Source organism: Marinobacter sp. LM1, from assembly GCF_042763285.1.
Taxonomy (GTDB): Bacteria; Pseudomonadota; Gammaproteobacteria; order Pseudomonadales; family Oleiphilaceae; genus Marinobacter; species Marinobacter nauticus.
Map to the genome: position 1 here is coordinate 1,149,380 of NZ_CP114373.1, position 19,433 is coordinate 1,168,812.

At 59.2% G+C, this 19,433-nt stretch carries 20 protein-coding genes; 11 read left to right on the forward strand and 9 right to left on the reverse strand.

The genetic code is table 11. The features are described 5' to 3' along the window. Positions 1–51: 51 nt before the first annotated feature. Both OZ656_RS05335 and OZ656_RS05340 read left to right on the forward strand, forming a co-directional pair. Positions 52–1,194 (forward strand): zinc-binding dehydrogenase, encoded by a 1,143-nt coding sequence (locus OZ656_RS05335; protein WP_278349867.1) that lies wholly within the window; start codon positions 52–54, stop codon positions 1,192–1,194. Further along, on the forward strand, positions 1,194–2,246 hold the full coding sequence (locus OZ656_RS05340; RefSeq protein ID WP_226611191.1) for a proline racemase family protein: 1,053 nt from the start codon (positions 1,194–1,196) through the stop codon (positions 2,244–2,246). The genes OZ656_RS05335 and OZ656_RS05340 overlap by 1 nt, the downstream gene beginning before the upstream one ends. Here OZ656_RS05340 and OZ656_RS05345 read toward each other — a convergent pair. From OZ656_RS05345 to OZ656_RS05385, 9 genes are all read right to left on the reverse strand, one after another. Continuing rightward, the gene (locus OZ656_RS05345) at positions 2,233–3,054 is read right to left on the reverse strand and encodes an ABC transporter permease subunit (RefSeq protein ID WP_199451601.1); all 822 of its coding nucleotides are present in this window, start codon (positions 3,052–3,054) and stop codon (positions 2,233–2,235) included. The genes OZ656_RS05340 and OZ656_RS05345 overlap by 14 nt on opposite strands. Beyond that, positions 3,047–3,976, reverse strand: coding sequence for an ABC transporter permease subunit (locus OZ656_RS05350; RefSeq protein ID WP_183581385.1), 930 nt, complete (start codon positions 3,974–3,976; stop codon positions 3,047–3,049). Before OZ656_RS05350 ends, OZ656_RS05345 begins: the two co-directional genes overlap by 8 nt. A gap of 4 nt (positions 3,977–3,980) precedes the next feature. After that, on the reverse strand, positions 3,981–5,093 hold the full coding sequence (gene potA, locus OZ656_RS05355) for a polyamine ABC transporter ATP-binding protein (protein WP_379945034.1): 1,113 nt from the start codon (positions 5,091–5,093) through the stop codon (positions 3,981–3,983). 8 nt (positions 5,094–5,101) lie between these two features. Next, entirely contained in the window at positions 5,102–6,208 is a 1,107-nt protein-coding gene (locus OZ656_RS05360; protein WP_113878800.1) for a polyamine ABC transporter substrate-binding protein, read from the reverse strand. 310 nt (positions 6,209–6,518) lie between these two features. Continuing rightward, positions 6,519–6,950 (reverse strand): hypothetical protein, encoded by a 432-nt coding sequence (locus OZ656_RS05365; RefSeq protein WP_113878801.1) that lies wholly within the window; start codon positions 6,948–6,950, stop codon positions 6,519–6,521. A gap of 107 nt (positions 6,951–7,057) precedes the next feature. After that, positions 7,058–7,786: an anti-sigma factor domain-containing protein gene (locus OZ656_RS05370; RefSeq protein WP_121208717.1), complete on the reverse strand. Its 729-nt coding sequence runs from the start codon at positions 7,784–7,786 to the stop codon at positions 7,058–7,060. Next, positions 7,783–8,328: a sigma-70 family RNA polymerase sigma factor gene (locus tag OZ656_RS05375; protein ID WP_023009375.1), complete on the reverse strand. Its 546-nt coding sequence runs from the start codon at positions 8,326–8,328 to the stop codon at positions 7,783–7,785. Before OZ656_RS05375 ends, OZ656_RS05370 begins: the two co-directional genes overlap by 4 nt. An 8-nt stretch (positions 8,329–8,336) precedes the next feature. Next, on the reverse strand, positions 8,337–8,870 hold the full coding sequence (locus OZ656_RS05380) for a hypothetical protein (protein ID WP_023009374.1): 534 nt from the start codon (positions 8,868–8,870) through the stop codon (positions 8,337–8,339). A gap of 79 nt (positions 8,871–8,949) precedes the next feature. After that, on the reverse strand, positions 8,950–9,852 hold the full coding sequence (locus OZ656_RS05385) for an AraC family transcriptional regulator (protein WP_014420861.1): 903 nt from the start codon (positions 9,850–9,852) through the stop codon (positions 8,950–8,952). A gap of 143 nt (positions 9,853–9,995) precedes the next feature. Between OZ656_RS05385 and OZ656_RS05390 the strand changes: the two genes are divergently transcribed. The 9 genes from OZ656_RS05390 to OZ656_RS05430 all read left to right on the forward strand — a co-directional run bounded on the left by OZ656_RS05390 (position 9,996) and on the right by OZ656_RS05430 (position 19,385). Continuing rightward, the gene (locus OZ656_RS05390; RefSeq protein ID WP_014420862.1) at positions 9,996–11,489 is read left to right on the forward strand and encodes a CoA-acylating methylmalonate-semialdehyde dehydrogenase; all 1,494 of its coding nucleotides are present in this window, start codon (positions 9,996–9,998) and stop codon (positions 11,487–11,489) included. 98 nt (positions 11,490–11,587) lie between these two features. Next, positions 11,588–12,754 (forward strand): acyl-CoA dehydrogenase family protein, encoded by a 1,167-nt coding sequence (locus OZ656_RS05395; protein ID WP_022993494.1) that lies wholly within the window; start codon positions 11,588–11,590, stop codon positions 12,752–12,754. Between the two features lie 28 nt (positions 12,755–12,782). Further along, positions 12,783–13,562 carry an enoyl-CoA hydratase gene (locus OZ656_RS05400; protein WP_278349869.1) on the forward strand — a complete coding sequence of 260 codons (780 nt, stop codon included), beginning with the start codon at positions 12,783–12,785 and terminating at the stop codon, positions 13,560–13,562. Between the two features lie 12 nt (positions 13,563–13,574). Beyond that, positions 13,575–14,648, forward strand: coding sequence for an enoyl-CoA hydratase/isomerase family protein (locus tag OZ656_RS05405; protein WP_278349870.1), 1,074 nt, complete (start codon positions 13,575–13,577; stop codon positions 14,646–14,648). Positions 14,649–14,694: 46 nt separating this feature from the next. Then, positions 14,695–15,582 carry a 3-hydroxyisobutyrate dehydrogenase gene (gene mmsB, locus OZ656_RS05410; protein WP_278349871.1) on the forward strand — a complete coding sequence of 296 codons (888 nt, stop codon included), beginning with the start codon at positions 14,695–14,697 and terminating at the stop codon, positions 15,580–15,582. A 126-nt stretch (positions 15,583–15,708) separates the two neighbouring features. Then, positions 15,709–17,358, forward strand: coding sequence for an AMP-binding protein (locus OZ656_RS05415; RefSeq protein WP_113878807.1), 1,650 nt, complete (start codon positions 15,709–15,711; stop codon positions 17,356–17,358). Beyond that, complete coding sequence (locus OZ656_RS05420) at positions 17,355–17,780, forward strand: PaaI family thioesterase (protein ID WP_022993499.1); 426 nt, start codon at positions 17,355–17,357, stop codon at positions 17,778–17,780. Before OZ656_RS05415 ends, OZ656_RS05420 begins: the two co-directional genes overlap by 4 nt. Positions 17,781–17,859: 79 nt before the next feature. After that, entirely contained in the window at positions 17,860–18,666 is an 807-nt protein-coding gene (locus tag OZ656_RS05425) for an ABC transporter ATP-binding protein (RefSeq protein WP_014420870.1), read from the forward strand. Continuing rightward, on the forward strand, positions 18,663–19,385 hold the full coding sequence (locus OZ656_RS05430) for an ABC transporter ATP-binding protein (RefSeq protein WP_014420871.1): 723 nt from the start codon (positions 18,663–18,665) through the stop codon (positions 19,383–19,385). Before OZ656_RS05425 ends, OZ656_RS05430 begins: the two co-directional genes overlap by 4 nt. Positions 19,386–19,433: the final 48 nt, after the last annotated feature.

The following is a 19,433-nucleotide window of genomic DNA, read 5'->3' on the forward strand; positions in this document are numbered from 1 at the left end:
TCCTATTCTGTCTGGGTAGTTTATTCACCAGAACAGGAGGGTCTGTTGCCGATGATCCCGTCCTCAATGAAGGCGATGGTTCTGAAAGGCCATGGCAGAATTGATCAGCTCATGTATCAGGATGTACCGGTACCTCAGCCGAGGGAAGGCGAGGTGCTGGTTCAGGTAACTGCCACCGCCAAGAACAACACAGACCGCAAAGCCCGTGAGGGGCTATACCCCACTAAAAAAGGGGAAATGACGTCGTTCCAGATGGGCGGCAAGCCTACGCTCACCTTCCCGCGCATTCAGGGGGCCGATATTGTCGGTCGTATTGTTGCTGTGGGCACGGGTGTCAGTGAACAGCGTATCGGCGAACGCGGCTTGTTGGACTTCAACATCTATGCGGACAACCGCACAGACATCAATCTCACGCCGGATTATTACGGGCATGGCGCAGATGGCGGATACGCCGAGTACGTCGCTTTACCGTCCGATCAGTTCCATCACATTCCCAATCCGGACCTGGCCGACGCCGAGCTCGCTTCCATGGGCATGTGTTCTTATCAGACCGCCTACCACATGCTTACCTCCGCCAATATTCAGGCTGGTGAACGCGTGCTGGTTACCGGTGCCAGCGGTGGCGTGGGTACGGCACTGATTCAGCTCTGCCGGATTATCGGTGCCATTCCCTATGCTCTGAGCCAGAAGGACAAGGCTGATCCATTGCTGAAGCTCGGCGCCGAGGCCGTTCTCGACAGAACTGACATGGATAGCTTTGTCGATCGGGTGAAGGCGGAAACCGGAGGCAAGCCGCTGGACGCGGTCATGGACTTGGTGGGCGGCGACATGACGGACCGTTTCATCGACGCCATGATTTTTGACATGAATGCCCGGAGCACCTATCCGAGGCTGAGTATTGCCGGGGCCAGTGGCGGCAACATCAGCGAAATTCTCTGGACCCGCATCTATCTGTACCAGGTGCAGATTTTCGGTGTGTCCCATGGCACCCGGGAAGAGGCAGAGCAGCTTATGAGATGGATCCGGAGCGGTGATTTGAAGCCGGTACTGCACGGTGCTTTCCGGTTGTCTGAGTTGCACCGCGCGGAGGAGTACTTCGTGAACCGAGGCAGCAATTACCTGGGGAAAATCGTGATTGTGCCCGATGCCCAGTGGCAGGAGCACGGGCAACCCTATGAGGTGGAGGCGGACTGATGAAACCGGAACTGACCATTCAGTTGATGGACACTCACGCCGGTGGTGATGTCAGCCGCATTGTTACCGGCGGCATTGACCTGTTGCCCGGCGACACCGTGCGGGCGCAGATGGAGTACCTCCGGGACGATGCTGACGGCTTGCGCAAACTCCTGCTGGAGGAGCCCTATGGCATTCCCGAAATGTCCGTGGATTTGCTTGTCCCTGCCACCGATCCCAGGGCGGCGGCTGGGTACATTATTATGGAGGTGATGGGATATCCCATCTATTCGGGTTCCAACACCATCTGTACGGCGACGGCGGTCCTCGAGGCTGGCATAGTGCCAAAGCAGGAGGGCAAGCAACATTTCATGCTGGAATCGCCGGCGGGTCTCGTGAACATTGAGGCTATTGTTCATGACGGCGTGGTAGAAGCGGTCACCTGCGAGGGCTTGCCGAGCTACATCCACACCTACAATGCCAGTATTAACGTGCCGGGCATTGGCGAGGTTGGCTACAGTGTGGCCTATAGTGGCGGTTTCTACGCCCTGGTGGATGCCAAATCACTGGGCTTTGACCTGACCCTTGATGAGGAGCGGGAGCTGGCCCGCACCGCGCATGCCATTGTCGAGGCCATTCAGGCTGCCCGTGGATTCTCCCACTACACCCTGGGTGATGTCGGGCCTCTGCCATTTCTGCACTTTATGGGGCCGGAAGAAAAAGTGGCCGATGGCTATTTCCGCTCACGATCGGCCACCTACGTCCACCCCGGCGTGATCTGTCGTAGCACTACCGGTACCGGCACCTCGGCCAGGCTTGCGTTGATGAACTACGAAGGCCGAATCCAGCCGGGCGACAAGTTGGAAACCGTTTCCCTTCGAGACACCGGTTTTATCGGTGAATTTACCACGGTCGAAACCGAAGGCGAGTATCAGGTGGTCAAGAACAGTATCACTGGCAGGGGTTATGTGATTGCCCGTTCCGACATTGTGGTGAACTGTGACGACCCGATGGTGGAGTGTGATGGGTTGCACCACATACTATCGAGTCGCCACAAATCTAGCGTGGTCTGAGTCTTCGTTTCTCTGCCCGTCGCATCCAGAGCCAGGCGATAAACGCAATCACAGACACCGCCGCGATAATCAGAGTCGCCAGCGCGTTGATCTCCGGTGACACTCCCATCCGAACGGAGGAGAACACCACCATCGGCAAGGTGGTGGCTCCCGGGCCAGACACAAAACTGGCAATTACCAGGTCGTCCAGCGACAGGGTAAATGCCAGCAGCCAGCCGGAAACCAGTGCCGGAGCGATGACCGGCAGGGTGATGACAAAGAAGGTTTTCAGCGGCGTGCAGCCCAGATCCATGGCGGCTTCCTCAATGGAACGATCCACTTCTCTCAGGCGCGCACTCACCACCACCGCCACATAGGCACTGCAGAAGGTCGTGTGGGCAATCCAGATCGTCGCCATGCCACGATCCACCGGCCAGCCAATCAGCTGCGCCATCTGCACAAACAGCAGCAACAGTGACAAACCGGTGATCACTTCCGGCATTACCAGAGGGGCGGTGATCATGCTGGACAGCAACGTGCGCCCGCGCATCTTCTTGAACCGGGTGATTACGAAAGCGCACAGGGTGCCCAAACACACCGCCATGCTGGCGGAATAGAAGGCAATGCGCAGGCTCATCCACACCGCCGACAGGATCTGTTCGTTGGCGAGCAGGGCGCCGTACCATTTGGTGGAGAACCCGGCCCATACCGATACCAACCGTGAGGCGTTGAACGAGTATACGATCAGCACCACCATGGGCAGATACAGGAACAGCATGCCCAGCATCAGCATGGTCTTCGAGAAACTTGGGGCTTTTAACCTAACCATTCTTTTCCATCTCCCGGGCCTGGAAGCGGTGGAACAACACAATGGGTACCAGCAGCAGCGCCAGCATCACGATTGCCAGCGCAGAGGCCACCGGCCAGTCTCGGTTGTTGAAGAACTCTTCCCAGAGCACCTTGCCGATCATCAGGGTATCCGGACCACCCAGCAGTTCCGGAATCACGAATTCGCCCACGGCTGGAATGAACACCAGCATGGAGCCAGCCAGGATTCCGGCCCTGGACAACGGCAGGGTAATGGCCCAGAAGGTGGTCAGGCTGCGGCAGCCCAGATCCGACGCCGCTTCCAGCAGGCGTATGTCCAGCTTCACCAGATTGGTGTAGATGGGCAGGATCATGAACGGCAGGTAGGCATAGACGATCCCCAGAATCACCGCGAAGTTGGTGTTCAGCATTTTCAGCGGCGATTCGATCACGCCCAGCCACAGCAGGAAGCTGTTGAGCAGGCCCTGGTTACCGAGTATGCCCATCCAGGCATACACCCGAATCAGGAACGAGGTCCAGGACGGCAGCATCACCATCAGCAGGAATACCAGTTGCCAGTGCTTCGGCGCGCGGGCCATGGCATAGGCCATGGGGTAGCCGATCAGCAGACAGAACAGGGTGGCCAGAAACGCGGTTTTCACCGAGCCCCAATAGGCGGCAATGTAGAGGCTGTCGGAAGCCAGGAACAGGTAATTGCCAAAGTTCACCACCACCGACAGGGTATTCTCCACCCATCGGAACACCGGCTCGTAGGGCGGAATGGCCATTACCGCCGAGGTCAGGCTGATCTTCAGCACCAGCGCAAACGGCAGCAGGAAGAACAGCAGTAACCAGGCGAAAGGCACACCGAAGACGACCCGTCGGTGAAATACCACCGCCCGCACCCGCTCCGCCAGAGGGGTTGCCAGAAGCTTCTTGGTCATGGCGTCAGTTCCAGAGCAGGATAGGGCTGGAGGCTTCCCAGGATACATAGACCCGGTCGCCCCAGGTGGGCCGTTCGCCGCGGCGTTCCACATTGGCCATGGTGGCCTGCACCCGCTTGCCGCTGGCCAACTTCACGTAGTAAGACGTGATGTCGCCAAGATAGGCGATGTTGTCCACCGTGCCGCAGCTCCAGTTGCTATCGCCTTCGGGCTTCTCGGTCGTCAGGTAGATCTTCTCCGGGCGCAGGGCGATCAGGGTTTCCGTGGTTTCCGCCGGCGTGGTTACACCCCGGTCAATAAACACCGGTGCGTCCAGAAGCTCGCTGGCCAAAGACAGGCTGTCGGAATTGTCTTCCAGAATGTTCGCCTCAAAGATGTTCACGGAGCCGATAAACTCCGCCGTCATGCGGCTGTTAGGGCTCTCGTAGATATCAATCGGCGAGCCCACCTGGGCAATCCGGCCGTAAGACATGATGGCAATGCGGCTGGCCATGGTCATGGCTTCTTCCTGGTCGTGGGTCACCATCAGGCAGGTTACGCCCACTTTCTCCAGGATATCTACCAGCTCCAACTGCATTTCCGTGCGCAGTTTTTTGTCCAGCGCGCCCATGGGCTCGTCCAGCAACAACAGCTTCGGGCGCTTGGCCAGCGAGCGGGCCAGGGCCACACGCTGCTGCTGGCCACCTGAGAGCTGCTGCGGCTTGCGCCTCGCGTAGGGCTCCATCTTCACCAGCTTGAGCATGGCGGCCACACGGTCGGTGATTTCGTTCTTCGGCAGCTTGTCCTGTTTCAGACCCATAGCAATGTTCTGCTCCACGGTCATGTGCGGGAACAGGGCATAGGACTGGAACATCATGTTGGTGGGTCGCAGGTACGGCGGCAGGGCCGTGATGTCCTGACCATCCAGCACAATGCGGCCGGAATCCGGGGTCTCGAAGCCCGCCAGCATGCGCAGCAGGGTGGATTTGCCAGAGCCGGAGCCACCCAGAAGAGCAAAGATCTCGCCCTTGTGGATGTCCAGGCTGACGTCATCTACCGCCAGGGTGCTGTCAAAGCTCTTGGAGATGCCCTTGATGCTGAGAAGTACCTCCGCTTGCGCGGAGGTATTGTTGGTCACGGCCACCGTCAGCGACCGGATTTCACGCTGGTCCAGGTACGGGTCATCAGACGCTGGGCGTCCTGAGGCCGACCTTCCATGATGTACAGCTTCTTCATCACCTCATCGGTGGGATAGATGCTGGTGTCGTTACGGATTTCTGCCTCCACAAACTCATCGGCCGCCTTGTTCGGGTTGGCGTACCACACGTAGTTGGTGACATCGGCGATGATTTCCGGGCGCATCAGGAAGTTCATCAGCTTGTGGGCGTTCTCCACATTCGGCGCGCCGGCCGGAATGGTCATCATGTCAAACCACAGCACCGCGCCCTCTTTGGGGATGGTGTAGCGGATGACGTTGCCGTTCTCGGCTTCTTCCGCGCGGGCAGCGGCCTGCAGGATGTCGCCGGAGTAGCCGGCGGCTACGCACAGGTCGCCGTTAGCCAGATCGCCAATGTATCGGGAAGAGTGGAAATAGGTGATGTTCGGACGCACAGCCTTGATCACTTCACCGCCTTTTTTGATGTCGTCGGCGTTGTTGCTGTTCGGGTCCAGGCCGATGTAGGCCATGGCGGCACGCACCATTTCTTCACCGGAATCCAGCATGGCAATGCCACAGCCGCCGGCGGCCAGCTTGCCGGTCACTTCAGGGTCAAACACCAGGGCCCAGGAGTCGGTCGGTGCAGTGTCACCCAGAATCTCCTGAATGCGGCCTTCGTTGTAGCCATAACCGTTGGTGCCCCACAGGTACGGCAGGGAGAACTGGCTGCCCGGGTCGACCTTTTCCAGCTGGGTCATCAGGTCCTGGTTCAGGTTGGTCATGTTCGGCAACTGGCTGTGGTCCAGCGCCACGAAGGCCTTGGCAGAAATCTGCTTGGCCACGTAGTGGTTGGACGGCACAACCAGGTCGTAGCCCGAACGGCCAGACAACAGGGCGGCTTCCAGCACTTCGTTGCTGTCGTAAACGTCGTAAACAACTTTGATGCCGGTTTCCGCGGTGAACTTCGCCAGGGTGTCCTCGGCGATGTAATCAGACCAGTTGTAGACACGCACTTCTCCGGCTGCAAAAACCGAAGAGGCACCCAGAGACATAGCAACAGCGGCGGCAAGCGCCTGTGGCTTACACAACTTCAACATTGGATGGTGTCCCTCAGTGAAAAGGGATGGATACAAAGCGTGCAGGACGCACGCGGTGTTGTGCAGGTCTGCTGAGGGTGGCCGGAGGTGGCAGGTGTTTGTGAAAACACCGGGGTGCCGCCTTTTGACTCCTTTGAGGCTTATCCTGGAAACGGTGGTGGGGAATCCGACCGTATTCGCGCGATATTTATCATGAGAATTCTGGCCGCGCCACTTTTTTTTTCCGGATTTGATAAGCGCTTGTGCCTACCGTTTTCCGCAGGCCAGAAAAGGCCGCCCGCAGCGTGGCGGGCGGGTTTAAGACGGGTGCTTACTGCACGGTGATGGTTTTTGTGACCAGCTTGCCATTCTTTCGGATAGGTCCGTCTTCCTTGGCGCCTAGCGTGTATTCAAAAATGCCGGTCTGGTTGCCACCGGCTTCGCTGTGGACCATAAGCATGAGCATGTCACCGGCGGATACTTCCTCGGTAAGAATCGCCGCCACATCCATATTTTTGCCGGCCCTTAATGGTGCGTGGGCGACCACCGGGCCAGGCTTCATAGCCGAATCGGTACGGTGAACCACCAGCCAGCCGTTTTCCTCGGCAACGACTTTGCGGGCAGAGACCACTCCATTGCCCACGGACTGATCCATGGCCCAGACACCGGCCTTGTGATCCTCGGCCTGGGTGGTCGGGGCAAGCGCCAGTGCCGACGCTACGGTGGCTGCCATAAACAGGATGTTCTTGCTGTGCTTTTTCATTACGTTCTCCTTGCTTCACTAAGGTAAAACCCATCGAGGCTGTTGTTTTCTGATGGGTTACCGGCAGCTACGGAGACAACGTCCGAAAGTTTCAGGGAATGCGATATTTAAAGACGGTTGGTATCAGCACCCTCACCGGTGGGATACAGAAAACCGTGAAGCGCGGGTCCGGTGGGCTGTCCGGTGGGCGATCCGCCCCGGGGCTCCAGACTGATGCCAAACGTTGCGCGACGCAGCAGCTCCGCGTCGTAATTCGTGAGCGCGGCCGGGTCTACTTCAAAATGCTCGTTCAGGACGCCCACGGATCTTGGCGTCGGGCCAAGTTCGTCATCCTTTATCCAGAGTTGGTAAGACTGGTTCCCGGCGGGCCGGGCGGTGACGGGTTGAATGTTCAGTTGTTTCCTGGCCAGATCCACCGTCAGCAGGAAAGCCGGCTGTTCGTCATTGTGCTGGAACACAGCCACATAGGGGCTTTTTGTTGGGGTGGGCTCAAGCATCATCACGGCAATCAGAAGCATCGCGGCAATCGAAGTTGCCGCTGTGCTCAGGCGCCACCTGGACACTTGTTGCCGGAGCCTGACCACCTCGTTGTGCTGCGACGAGGCCTGCTCCAGCTGATCAATGGAACGCTCAATCCGGGCGAAAAGCCCGGGGGCGGGGTCGACCGGTTCGATTTCGTCGTTCAGAGCGGACAGCCGTGATTCCCACTGCAGTATTTGCGCGTCCAGCTCTGGATGGGTGGTCCGCAGGCGCTGAACGCGCTGGCGATCTTCGATCGGCAGAGTCCCCAGAACGAACTCTGCCGCCAGCATGTCCAGGTCGTCTCGTTCGATCATGAGTCCAGGCACCTTTTCAGCTGTTTAAGGGCGCGGTGAAGCCAGGTTTTTACGGTGTTGACCGGCTGTTCGAAATAGTCTGCCAGTGCATCGCGGGTCCAGCCATTCAGATACGCAAGCCGCACCATGTCCGCACGGTCCTTATCCAGTTCTTCGAAACACCGGTTGAGCCGGGCCTGGGCCTGCACATCGTCAATCCGGTCGATCACGTTTGGCGAACGACTTGGGATCTCGTCAATATCGGTTTCCTGACCTTCCCGCTCTACCGGCTGTTTGCGCAGCGCGTCAATGGCCGCATTTCTGGCAATAGAAACCAGCCAGGTGATAGGGGAGGAACGGGTTTCGTCAAACAGCGCAGCCCGTTGCCAGACCTTGATAAACGATTCCTGGAGTACATCCTCCGCCCGAGCCCTGTCTTTCAGGATACGCAGTATGACCCCCAGAAGTTTCGGGGCTGTGGCCCGATACAGTTCAGCAAAGGCCGTACGGTCTTTCTCAGCAACCGCGTGGAGCCAGGCCGTGACGGGGTGATCCGATGCCACCACCGGCCTCAGTTAGCCGGCTCGGGGGATCGGCCCGGGGTGCCGATATAGAGATAAACGGAGTGCTGTGAACGGTCCTGAACGCGATGCAGAGAGACGGCCGGGCCGGCCTTGCCGCTGTTCTGATAACGCGTCACTTCACCGGCGGGGCGGCCATCCCGTTCGCGCCCGGCTTCGGTACCTTGCCAGTTTTCCCCAAGGCAGGCGCTGAGCTGGTTGTTGGCTTGCTGATACATGGCCGTTGCCACCTCCTGGTTCGGTGCGCCGACCGTGCAGGTGTATGCGGCATCGCCGTTGCCCCACTCCCAGATTTCGCAATGGCCTTTGATTAACTGCTCTTTGGCCCGGTAAAGGGTCACCATGGCGTAACTTGAGCCATTGCCGCGATAGGCATCAAAGCCGGTGGTGTAATCGGCAACAACCGATTGCAGGGTTGCACAGGGATCATCGGTTCCGCTGGTGACGGGCCCGAAACTGCTGCAGCCTGACAGCAAAGCCAGCGAGGCAGACAGTGCCAGCATGGGGCGACGGTTCGTGGTCATCGATCATTCCTTGTTCGGGGGAAGTGCCAGAACCCTATTTGAGCCCAACCATCAATGGGATGCAATGCCGGTGCATGAATCAGTGCCGCGCTGTGTGGCGATAGTCTGTGGGCGACTTCCCCATCACTTTTTTGAACAGCCGTGAGAAGTAATAGGCATCGTCATAGCCCAGTTGCCGGCTGATGTCGGCGAAGCTCTGGCTGGTGGTATCCAGCAACTCACAGGCCCGTTCCACTTTGAGATGCAGGAAGTGCTGGATTGGCGAGGTGCCGGTCTGTTCCCGATACCGGGTGGCGAAGTGAGCCGGCGACAGGCCGGAAAGCTCGGCCAGCTGATTCAGGGTCAGGCGTTCCTCCAGATGCTCCCGCATGAAGCTGTGCAAGGAGTCCAGCTCGGCCTGCCGGGCCTGGCTGGTTTCGTCGGCGTTGATGGGCACGGCGGCCAGCAACTGTCGTAGCCGATTGCTGGCGTGGATCAACCCACGGGCCCGGAAGCCCGTCTGCCGTACCGACAACAGGCCGTTGAAATCCACCAGTAACCGGGGCTGTCTGCCCAGATGCCGGATGCGGGTGCTGTCATCAAAGCCCATGTACTGACCGAAGTCTTCGGCCAGGGGGCCGGTATAGTGAACCCAGTGAATGGTCCAGGGGTTGTCCGGGTCGGCGGTGTACCGATGGCTGGCGCCGGCCGGCAGTAGCAGGAGGTCGCCGGCCTCGACTGTGTGGGGCACGCCGGCGACGTTCAGAAAGGCCTTGCCGTCCGTGCAATAGATCAAAAGATTATCACGGTGGTGTTCCCTATGCATGTGATGCCCGGCCGCTCTCCGATAATGCCCGAAGGCAAGTGGATACAGCTCCCGGGTGAGCGGATGTGCCGCCAAAAGCCGCACAATAGGCTCTGGCACCACATAGCGAACACTGTCGGCTGGCACGGGCCACTGTGAGGTTTGAGTGGCCGGTTTCTTGGCTGCGATCTCATTCATCGAAAAATAATCCATCATGGGCGAAATTTAGTCAATCACCAAGCGTAAATCCGCGTGCTAGTCTTTCTTCAAATCATCGTCGGATCTGCCTTGTTATCGGTAGGCCGGCTCATCCCGGATAACAACAAACAGGGAACATCATCATGAAAAAAGTACCTCAGTTTATTGCAGGGGAATTCGTTCAGAGCCAGACCCAGAACTGGATCGACGTGACCAACCCCGCCACCAACGAAGTGATTGCACAGGTGCCCTGCGCCACTGCCGACGAGATGCGTCAGGCGATTGATAACGCCAGTGAAGTGTTCAAAAGCTGGAAGGAAACCCCGGTTTCTGAACGAGCACGGGTGATGCTGCGTTATCAGGCGCTGCTTAAAGAACATCACGACGAAATCGCCGAGATCCTGTCCCAGGAAACCGGCAAGACCTTTGACGATGCCAAAGGCGATGTCTGGCGCGGCATTGAAGTGGTGGAACACGCGGCCAACGTGGCTTCCCTGATGATGGGCGAGACCGTTGAAAACGTGGCCCGCGAGGTAGATACCCATTCCTGGATCCAGCCGCTGGGTGTGTGTGCCGGCATTACGCCGTTCAACTTCCCGGCCATGATCCCGCTGTGGATGTTCCCCATGGCCATTGCCTGCGGCAACACCTTTATCCTGAAACCGTCCGAGCAGGACCCGCTGACACCAACCCGCCTGGCCGAGCTGTTTGAGCAGGCCGGCGCACCCAAGGGTGTACTGCAGGTGGTTCACGGGGCCAAAGAGCAGGTTGATACCCTGCTGACTGATCCGGCCATCAAGGCCGTATCCTTTGTCGGTTCGGTTCCGGTCGGGCAGTACATCTACGAAACCGGTACCCGCAACATGAAGCGGGTGCAGAGCTTCGCCGGCGCCAAGAACCACATGGTGATCATGCCGGATGCGGACAAACAACAAGTGATCAACGCCCTGGTAGGTGCCTCTGTAGGTGCCGCGGGCCAACGCTGTATGGCGATCTCGGTGGCGGTCTTCGTGGGCGCTGCCCAGGAGTGGATTCCGGAGCTGAAAGAGGCCATGGCGAAAGTGCGCCCCGGCGCCTGGAACGATTCCGGTGCCAGCTATGGCCCGGTGATCAGTGCCAAGGCCAAAGACCGCATTGAATCGCTGATCGCCACCGGCGAAGCCCAGGGCGCCAAACTGCTGCTGGACGGCCGTGGCTGCACCGTTGACGGGTTGCCGGAAGGTAACTGGGTAGGGCCAACCCTGTTCAGTGAAGTCACGCCGGACATGGATATCTACAACGAAGAGATCTTTGGCCCGGTGCTGTCGTGCGTCAATGTTGACAGCCTTGGTGATGCCATCGAGCTGATCAACGCCAGCCCCTACGGCAACGGAACTTCCATCTTTACCAGTCATGGCGGCGCGGCGCGTCGGTTCCAGCACGAGATTGATGTGGGCCAGGTGGGTGTGAACATTCCTATTCCGGTGCCCCTGCCGTTCTTCTCGTTCACCGGCTGGAAGGGCTCGTTCTACGGTGATCAGCACGCTTACGGCAAACAGGCGGTGCGCTTCTACACGGAGACGAAAACGGTGACCTCCCGCTGGTTCTCCAGTGAGGCGACCTCATCCGAGGCCAACTTCTCCATCCAGCTTCGTTAATCTCGTTGTCGGTGAGGTTATTGGGCCGGTTCCCCCACCGGCCCCTTTTTCCGCTTCTTCAGTGGAAGCCCCGACCGTAACAAACAAGGAGCCTGACGATGGATTTTAATCTCACTGAAGACCAGCAGGCGTTTCGGGATGCTGCCCGAGCCTTCGCTGAAAAATCCATGGCGCCCCATGCCGCCCAGTGGGACGCCGAGCATATTTTTCCGGTCGATGTTATGAAAGAAGCCGGAGCCATGGGTTTTATGGGCATGTACACGCCCGAATCCCTCGGTGGTATGGGCTTGTCTCGCCTGGATACCTCGGTGATTGTGGAAGAGTTGGCGGCAGCGTGCCCGTCCACCGCCGCCTTCATCACCATCCACAACATGGCCACCTGGATGGTGGCAAGTTTCGCCTCTGATGATCTTCGCCAGGAAATTGTCCCCAGGCTGGCCAGTGGTGAATGGCTGGCTTCGTACTGCCTGACTGAACCCGGTGCCGGCTCCGACGCCGCCAGTCTCCGCACCCGCGCGGTTCGGGATGGCGACAGCTATGTGATCAATGGCAGCAAAATGTTCATCTCCGGCGCCGGCGCAACCGATATTCTGGTTCTGATGGCGCGCACCGGAGACGCCGACAGCGGCTCGAAGGGCATCTCTACTTTCGTGATACCAGCGGATGCCGACGGTGTCTCCTATGGCAAGAATGAGGAAAAGATGGGATGGCATAGCCAGCCCACGCGCCTGGTTACCCTGGAAGACGTTCGCGTGCCTGCCAGCAATCGGGTGGGTAATGAAGGCGATGGCTTTGCCATTGCGATGAAGGGGCTGGACGGCGGCCGCCTGAATATCGCTACCTGTTCCCTGGGTGGTGCCCAGGCGGCTTTGCTCCGGGCCCGGAATTATATGCACGAGCGCCAGCAGTTTGGTAAGCCGCTGGCGGCCTTCCAGGCGCTGCAGTTCAAGCTGGCAGACATGGTTACCAACCTGGTGGCTGCCCGGCAGATGGTGCGTTTGGGTGCGTTCAAACTCGACAGTGGCGACCCGGAGGCTACGCTGCATTGTGCCATGGCCAAACGATTCGCCACCGACGCCTGCTTTGAGGTGGCCAACGAAGCCCTGCAGCTGCATGGCGGCTACGGTTACATCCGGGAATACCCGCTGGAGCGCTATCTGCGGGATTTGCGGGTACACCAGATTCTGGAAGGCACCAACGAAATCATGCGCCTGATCATTGCCCGCCGGCTGCTGGACGACGGCGTTGCCGAAGCGATCCAGTAACCGGCCACGGACTATAGAGGAATTTGTGATGAGTGAACTGATTCAACTGGAAAAACGCGGCCACATTGCGGTATTGACCATCGCCAATCCGCCGGCCAACACCTGGACGGCCGATTCCCTCGCCGCGCTGAAGGAGACCGTGGAAGAGCTCAACGCCGACCGGAACATCTTCGCGCTCGTGGTGACTGGCCAGGGCGAAAAGTTTTTCTCCGCCGGTGCTGACCTGAAAACCTTCGCCGACGGCGACCGGGCTCGCGCCAATGACATGGCGCAACGATTCGGTGAAGCGTTCGCAGCGCTGACGGCGTTCCGTGGCGTATCGATTGCCGCCGTAAACGGTTATGCCATGGGTGGTGGCCTGGAATGCGCCATGGCCTGTGATATCCGGATTGCAGAAGAGCATGCCCAGGTGGCTCTGCCGGAGGCCAGCGTTGGCCTGCTGCCCTGTGCCGGCGGCACCCAGAACCTGCCCTGGCTGGTGGGAGAGGGTTGGGCCAAGCGCATGATTCTGTGCGGTGAACGGGTAACCGCCGCCAAGGCCCTGGAAATCGGATTGGTGGAAGAAGTGGTGCCCACCGGCAACGGCCTGGAAGCCGCCCTGAAACTGGCGGAAGGTGCCTGTAAGCAGAGCCCTTCGTCCATCGCCCGCTGCAAGCAGTTGGTGATGAGCGCCCGCGACGGTCGCAGCCACAGCGATGGCTGGCGCATGGAGCGCGAATTGTTCGTGGAGCTGTTCCATACCGAAGACCAGAAAGAAGGCGTGAATGCGTTTCTTGAGAAGCGTAAGCCCGACTGGAAAAACCGATAACCCGGATTCGCTATGAGTGATCAACCAATCGTATTTGAAGAATGGAAAACCGCTGATGGTGAGCTGATTGCCGTGGCACGGCTGAACACGCCGCGCAATCTCAACTCACTGTCGATGGATATGATCAGCCTGCTCAAGCCCCAGCTCAGCCGCTGGGCCGAGGATCCCAAGGTTCAGGCTGTCTGGCTGGAAGCCGAGGGCGACAAAGCCTTCTGCGCTGGCGGCGATATCGTCTCGCTGTACCGGGCCATGACCGAGCCGGGCAAACTGGCGGAGGGCGAGCGCTTCTTTAACGAGGAATATGAGCTGGATTACCAGATCCACACCTACCCGAAGCCCATCGTTTGCTGGGGCAACGGCATCGTGATGGGGGGCGGTATTGGTCTGATGGTGGGTGCTTCTCACCGGGTGGTGACCGAGCACTCGAAGCTCGCCATGCCGGAAGTCAGCATCGGCCTGTACCCGGATATCGGTGCCGGCTGGTTTCTGAACCGCATGCCCATGCGCACGGGCCTGTTTCTGGGACTGACCGGTGCCCGCATGAACGGCGCCGATGCATTGTTCGTGAACATGGCCGACCGGTTTATCTCCCATGGTCTGAAAGACCAGGTTGTGGATGCCCTGAAAGCGGCGGATTGGCAACGAGCGGAGGCGCAGGCGGTGGTGAGCGCAGTGCTGCGGCAGTTTGAACAGCAGAGCCGTGAGGCCTTACCCGCGTCTCCTGTACGTGAGCATTTTGAAGACATCCAGCAGGCCACCGATGCCGATTCTCTGGAGCAGGTGGTGGCGCAACTGGACGAGCTGGGGGCTCGGGAAGATTGGCTCGGCAAATCAGTGAAGGGACTGAAGGCCGCGTCTCCGACCTCCCTGGCCCTGATGTGGCAACACTACCACCGCAGCCGCCTGCACAGCCTGAAAGAGGTGCTCGACAACGAGTTGGTGATGTCCCACAACAGCCTGAAGAAAGGTGAATTTGCCGAGGGCATACGGGCATTGCTGATCGACAAGGATATGCAGCCCCGCTGGCGCTATGCCTCACTCAGTGAAGTGGAGAGCGCCTGGGTGAACGGATTTTTCAGCCAGTAGTCTGCTTTGCGCAGCGATGACCCGTACAACAACAAGGAGAAGCAACATGGCCAAGATTACCTTTATCGGCCTGGGCAACATGGGTGCGCCGATGGCGGCCAACCTGCTCAAGGCCGGCCACGACGTTACCGTGTTCGATTTGTCCCAGCCAGCAGTTGAGGCCCTGGTGGCCGAAGGTGCCCGCACGGCGGATTCCGGCAAAGCCGCCGCCGAGGGCGCAGAATGCGTGATCACCATGCTGCCGGCCGGCAAGCATGTGGAGGCGGTCTACCTGGGTGACGATGGCCTGCTGGCTGCATTGCCAGCCGGCACGCTGGTGATCGATTCTTCCACGATTGCCCCGGAAACGGCCCGCAACGTCGCCGAACAGGCGGCTGAGCGAAAGCTTGCGTTTATCGATGCCCCGGTATCCGGAGGTGTGGGTGGTGCCAAAGCCGGCACGCTCACCTTCATCTGTGGCGGCGACGCAAGTACCTTCGAGAAAGCCAAGCCGATTCTGGAAGGCATGGGTAAAAATATCTTCCACGCCGGCCCCCATGGTGCCGGGCAGGTGGCCAAGATCTGCAACAACATGCTTTTGGCGATCCTGATGGCCGGCACCAGCGAAGCCCTGGCCCTGGGTGCCAAAAATGGCCTGGACCCTGCCGTGCTCTCGGAGATCATGAAACAAAGCTCTGGCGGTAACTGGGCACTGAATGTCTATAACCCCTGGCCGGGGGTGATGGAGGGAGTGCCAGCCTCCCGCGATTATCAGGGCGGTTTCCTGGTGAACCTGATGGCGAAGGATCTTGGCCTGGCGTTCGACAACGCGGTGACCAACCAGGCGTCGATTCCGATGGGCTCCCTGGCCCGAAACCTGTTCCAGCTGCATGCCGGGCAGGGCAACGGAGAGCTGGATTTCTCCAGCATTCTGCGGCTGTACAAACCGGAGTAAGCAGGGGTGGGCGATGGCAGGTCGCCCTTTCTTTTTAGCCTAAAGTTTACCTTTACGTAAAGTGAAGGCTATGCTAAACCTGACTAAATCTTGTGCAACCAACAACGACAACAAATGGAGTGTACGATGAGCCTACCGCACTACAACGAGGTGTATGACAACTTTGATGCGGCCGCACTGGAAGCGGAAATCCTGGACGGGCGCCTGGACAGTGGCCTGAACGTCTGCCACGAAATCTGTGATAAATGGGCTTCCGACCCGCAAAAGGTTGCGCTGTTTTACGAGAAAGTGGGTGGTGGTGATGGCGTGCTTACCTTCGCAGAGCTGAAAGCAGCCTCGGCCCGCTTTGCCAACTATCTGAAGTCTCATGGTGTCAAAAAGGGTGACCGGGTAGCCGGCCTGCTGCCACGGGGCCCGGAACTCCTGATCGTGATTGCCGGCACCTTGCGCCTGGGTGCGGTTTACCAGCCGCTGTTTACAGCGTTTGGCTCCGGGGCCATTGAATACCGCCTGGAAAAAGCCGGCACCAAACTGGTGGTCACCGATCCTGACAACTATCCCAAGCTCAATGACGTCAACAACTGCCCGCCGGTGTTGTGCGTGAACGCCGCCGCCACGGGCGAGGACGTTGCAGACTTCCAGCAGGTGCTGGACCAGCAGTCAGACCAGTGTGAGCCGGTGATGATCACCGGCAGCGATCCGTTCCTGCAGATGTTCACCTCCGGTACCGTCGGCAAAGCGAAAGGCGTGGCCGTGCCCGCCAAAGCCCTGTTGGCATTCTATGTGTACATGAAGTACGCCATTGAACTGCGCGACGACGATGTGTTCTGGAATGTGGCTGACCCCGGCTGGGCCTATGGTCTGTACTACGCCGTTACGGGCCCGCTGTTAATGGGCCACGCCACGCATTTCAACCCCAACCCGTTCACCCCCGAATCCACCTACGACATGATCCGCAAGTACAAGATCACCAACCTGGCGGCGGCGCCCACGGCGTATCGGCTGTTGAAAGCCAACGATCAGGTCTTGCCGGAAGGGGAGAATCTGGGGCTGCGGGTGTGCAGCAGTGCGGGTGAACCGCTGAACCCGGAAGTGGTGAACTGGATTGCCCGCCGGCACTTCTGCCCGGTCAAGGATCATTATGGCCAGACAGAAACCGGTATGACCTGCTGCAACTTCCATGGCCTGGAGCACACCATTCGCCAGGGCTCTATGGGGTACTCATCGCCCGGGCATCGCGTGGTGGCGCTGAACGAGAAAAACGAAGAGGTGGGGGCCGGCGAGATTGGCCAGTTGGCGGTGGATATCAAAGCCTCGCCACTGTTCCATTTCGATGGCTACACCTGGGGTGAGAAAGACCCGTTCGTGAATGGCTACTACCTGACCGGTGACATGGTGATCTGCCATGGCGATGGTGGCTATTCTTTCAGTGGCCGGGACGATGACATCATCACCACCGCAGGCTACCGCGTGGGGCCGGCCGATGTCGAAAGTACCTTGCTGGAACACGCCGCTGTTGCCGAATCCGGTGTCGTGGCCAAGCCCGATGAAAAGCGCGGCTCGATCATCAAAGCCTATGTTGTGATCAAAGCTGGCCAGGAGCCGGTGGACGACCAGGCGCTCAAGGAGGAGTTGCAGGAACTGGTTCGCCGTCGTCTGTCCACCCACGCCTATCCGCGTGAGATCGAATTCGTGGATGAACTGCCGAAAACGCCCAGTGGCAAGATCCAGCGCTTCGTGCTGCGCAACCGGGCCCAGGATGAGGTGCCGGCATGAAAGTGACCTTCGAGGAGCTGAAAGACTTCCTCGAGGTTCAGTTCCCCCAGGGGGCCGCATACGGCTCCCTGGAGGCACTGGGTGACGGCTGGGCGGAAATGACCCTGGCCGTGGAGGATGATCACCTGCGCCCGGGCGGGACCGTATCCGGGCCTGCGATGATGGCGCTGGCGGATGTCACCATGTACGCAGCCTTGCTCAGCCGGATTGGCCTGGTGCCGTTGGCGGTGACGACGAACCTGAATATCAACTTCCTTCGCAAGCCGGTGGCACATGCGCCGATACGGGCACGGGCGACCCTGTTGAAGGTGGGGCGCACCATGGGCGTGGGCGAGGTTTTCGTCTATTCCGATGGCATGGAAGACCCGGTGGCACACTCCACCATGACCTATTCCATACCGCCCGAGAAATATCAAAATTAGTTCTTGACGTTTACGTGCACGTAAATCTAATCTGTGTGCTAGTTGCGAAATACAACAATAACAAAAGGTGAAGTGGCTCATGAGTGAACAGTACGTTCTCGAGACCCGTAACCTGGTCAAGGAATTCAAGGGGTTTGTTGCCGTTAACGACGTCAACCTCCAGATCCGTCAGGGGGATATCCACGCCCTGATCGGCCCCAACGGTGCCGGCAAGACCACCGTATTCAACCTGTTGACCAAGTTCCTGATTCCCACCCGCGGGCAGATTCTGTACCGCGGCGAAGACATCACTCCCCTGAAATCCGCCGCCATTGCCCGTAAAGGCATTGTTCGCTCCTTCCAGATCTCTGCCGTGTTTCCCCACATGACCGCGCTGGAAAACATTCGCGTGGCCCTGCAAACCGCAGAGGGCTCCTCCTACAGCTTCTGGAAATCCGGCAACTCCCTGCACAAGCTCAACGAGCGCTGCATGGAGCTGTTGGAGTCCGTCGGCCTGGCCGAGTTCGCCAATACCACCACGGTAGAGCTGGCGTATGGCCGCAAACGGGCGCTGGAGCTGGCCACCACCCTGGCCATGGAACCCCAGCTGTTGCTACTGGACGAACCCACCCAGGGCATGGGCTCGGAAGACGTTGACCGCGTAGTGGAACTGGTGCGCAAGGCCGCACAGGGCCGGACGGTACTGATGGTGGAGCACAACCTGAGCGTGGTCAGCAAACTGTGCGACCGCATCACCGTACTCGCCCAGGGTGCAGTCTTGACGGAAGGCGATTACCAGACGGTCTCCGCCGACCCGCGTGTGCGCGAGGTGTATATGGGCAGTGATGGCAGTGGCGAGCGGGGGTCACAGGCCGCCGCCAGCGAAAATGTGGAGGCGGCCCAATGAGCAAGAATCCGGACCGCGAATACGAGCAGCTGCGCATTTCCGGCCTGCACGCATTCTATGGCGAATCCCACATTCTGCACGGCATCGACATGGTGGTTCAGCGGGGCGAACTGGTCACACTGCTCGGCCGAAATGGCGCCGGGCGCAGCACCACGCTGAAAGCCATCATGAACATGGTGGGCCGGCGCACCGGCTCCATCATGATCAACGGCGAAGAAACCATGCAGTGCGCGCCTCATCATATCGCCAGGTTGGGTGTCGGGTATTGCCCCGAACATCGGGGCATTTTTTCCTCCCTCAGCGTGCAGGAAAACCTCACCCTGCCGCCGGTGGTGCGCAGCGGTGGCATGAGCCTGGAAGAAATCTACACCATGTTCCCCAACCTCTATGAACGCCGCTTCAGCCAGGGCACCAAGCTCTCTGGTGGCGAACAGCAGATGCTGGCCATGGCCCGCATTCTGCGCACCGGCGCCAACATGCTGTTGCTGGATGAAATCACCGAAGGCCTGGCCCCGGTGATCGTGGAGAAACTGGGGGAAGTCCTGATAGCCCTGAAGAACAAGGGCCTGACCATTGTTCTGGTGGAGCAGAATTTCCACTTTGCCGCGCCGTTGGCCGACCGACATTACGTGGTGGAGCACGGCCAGATTGTGGAAGAAATCAGCGCCAACGAACTGAGTGCCAAACAGTCGGTGCTGGATGGCTATTTGGGGGTCTGACCCCGGATAGAACGAGAGTAATAAGAGCAACAACAACCCGAACCAACG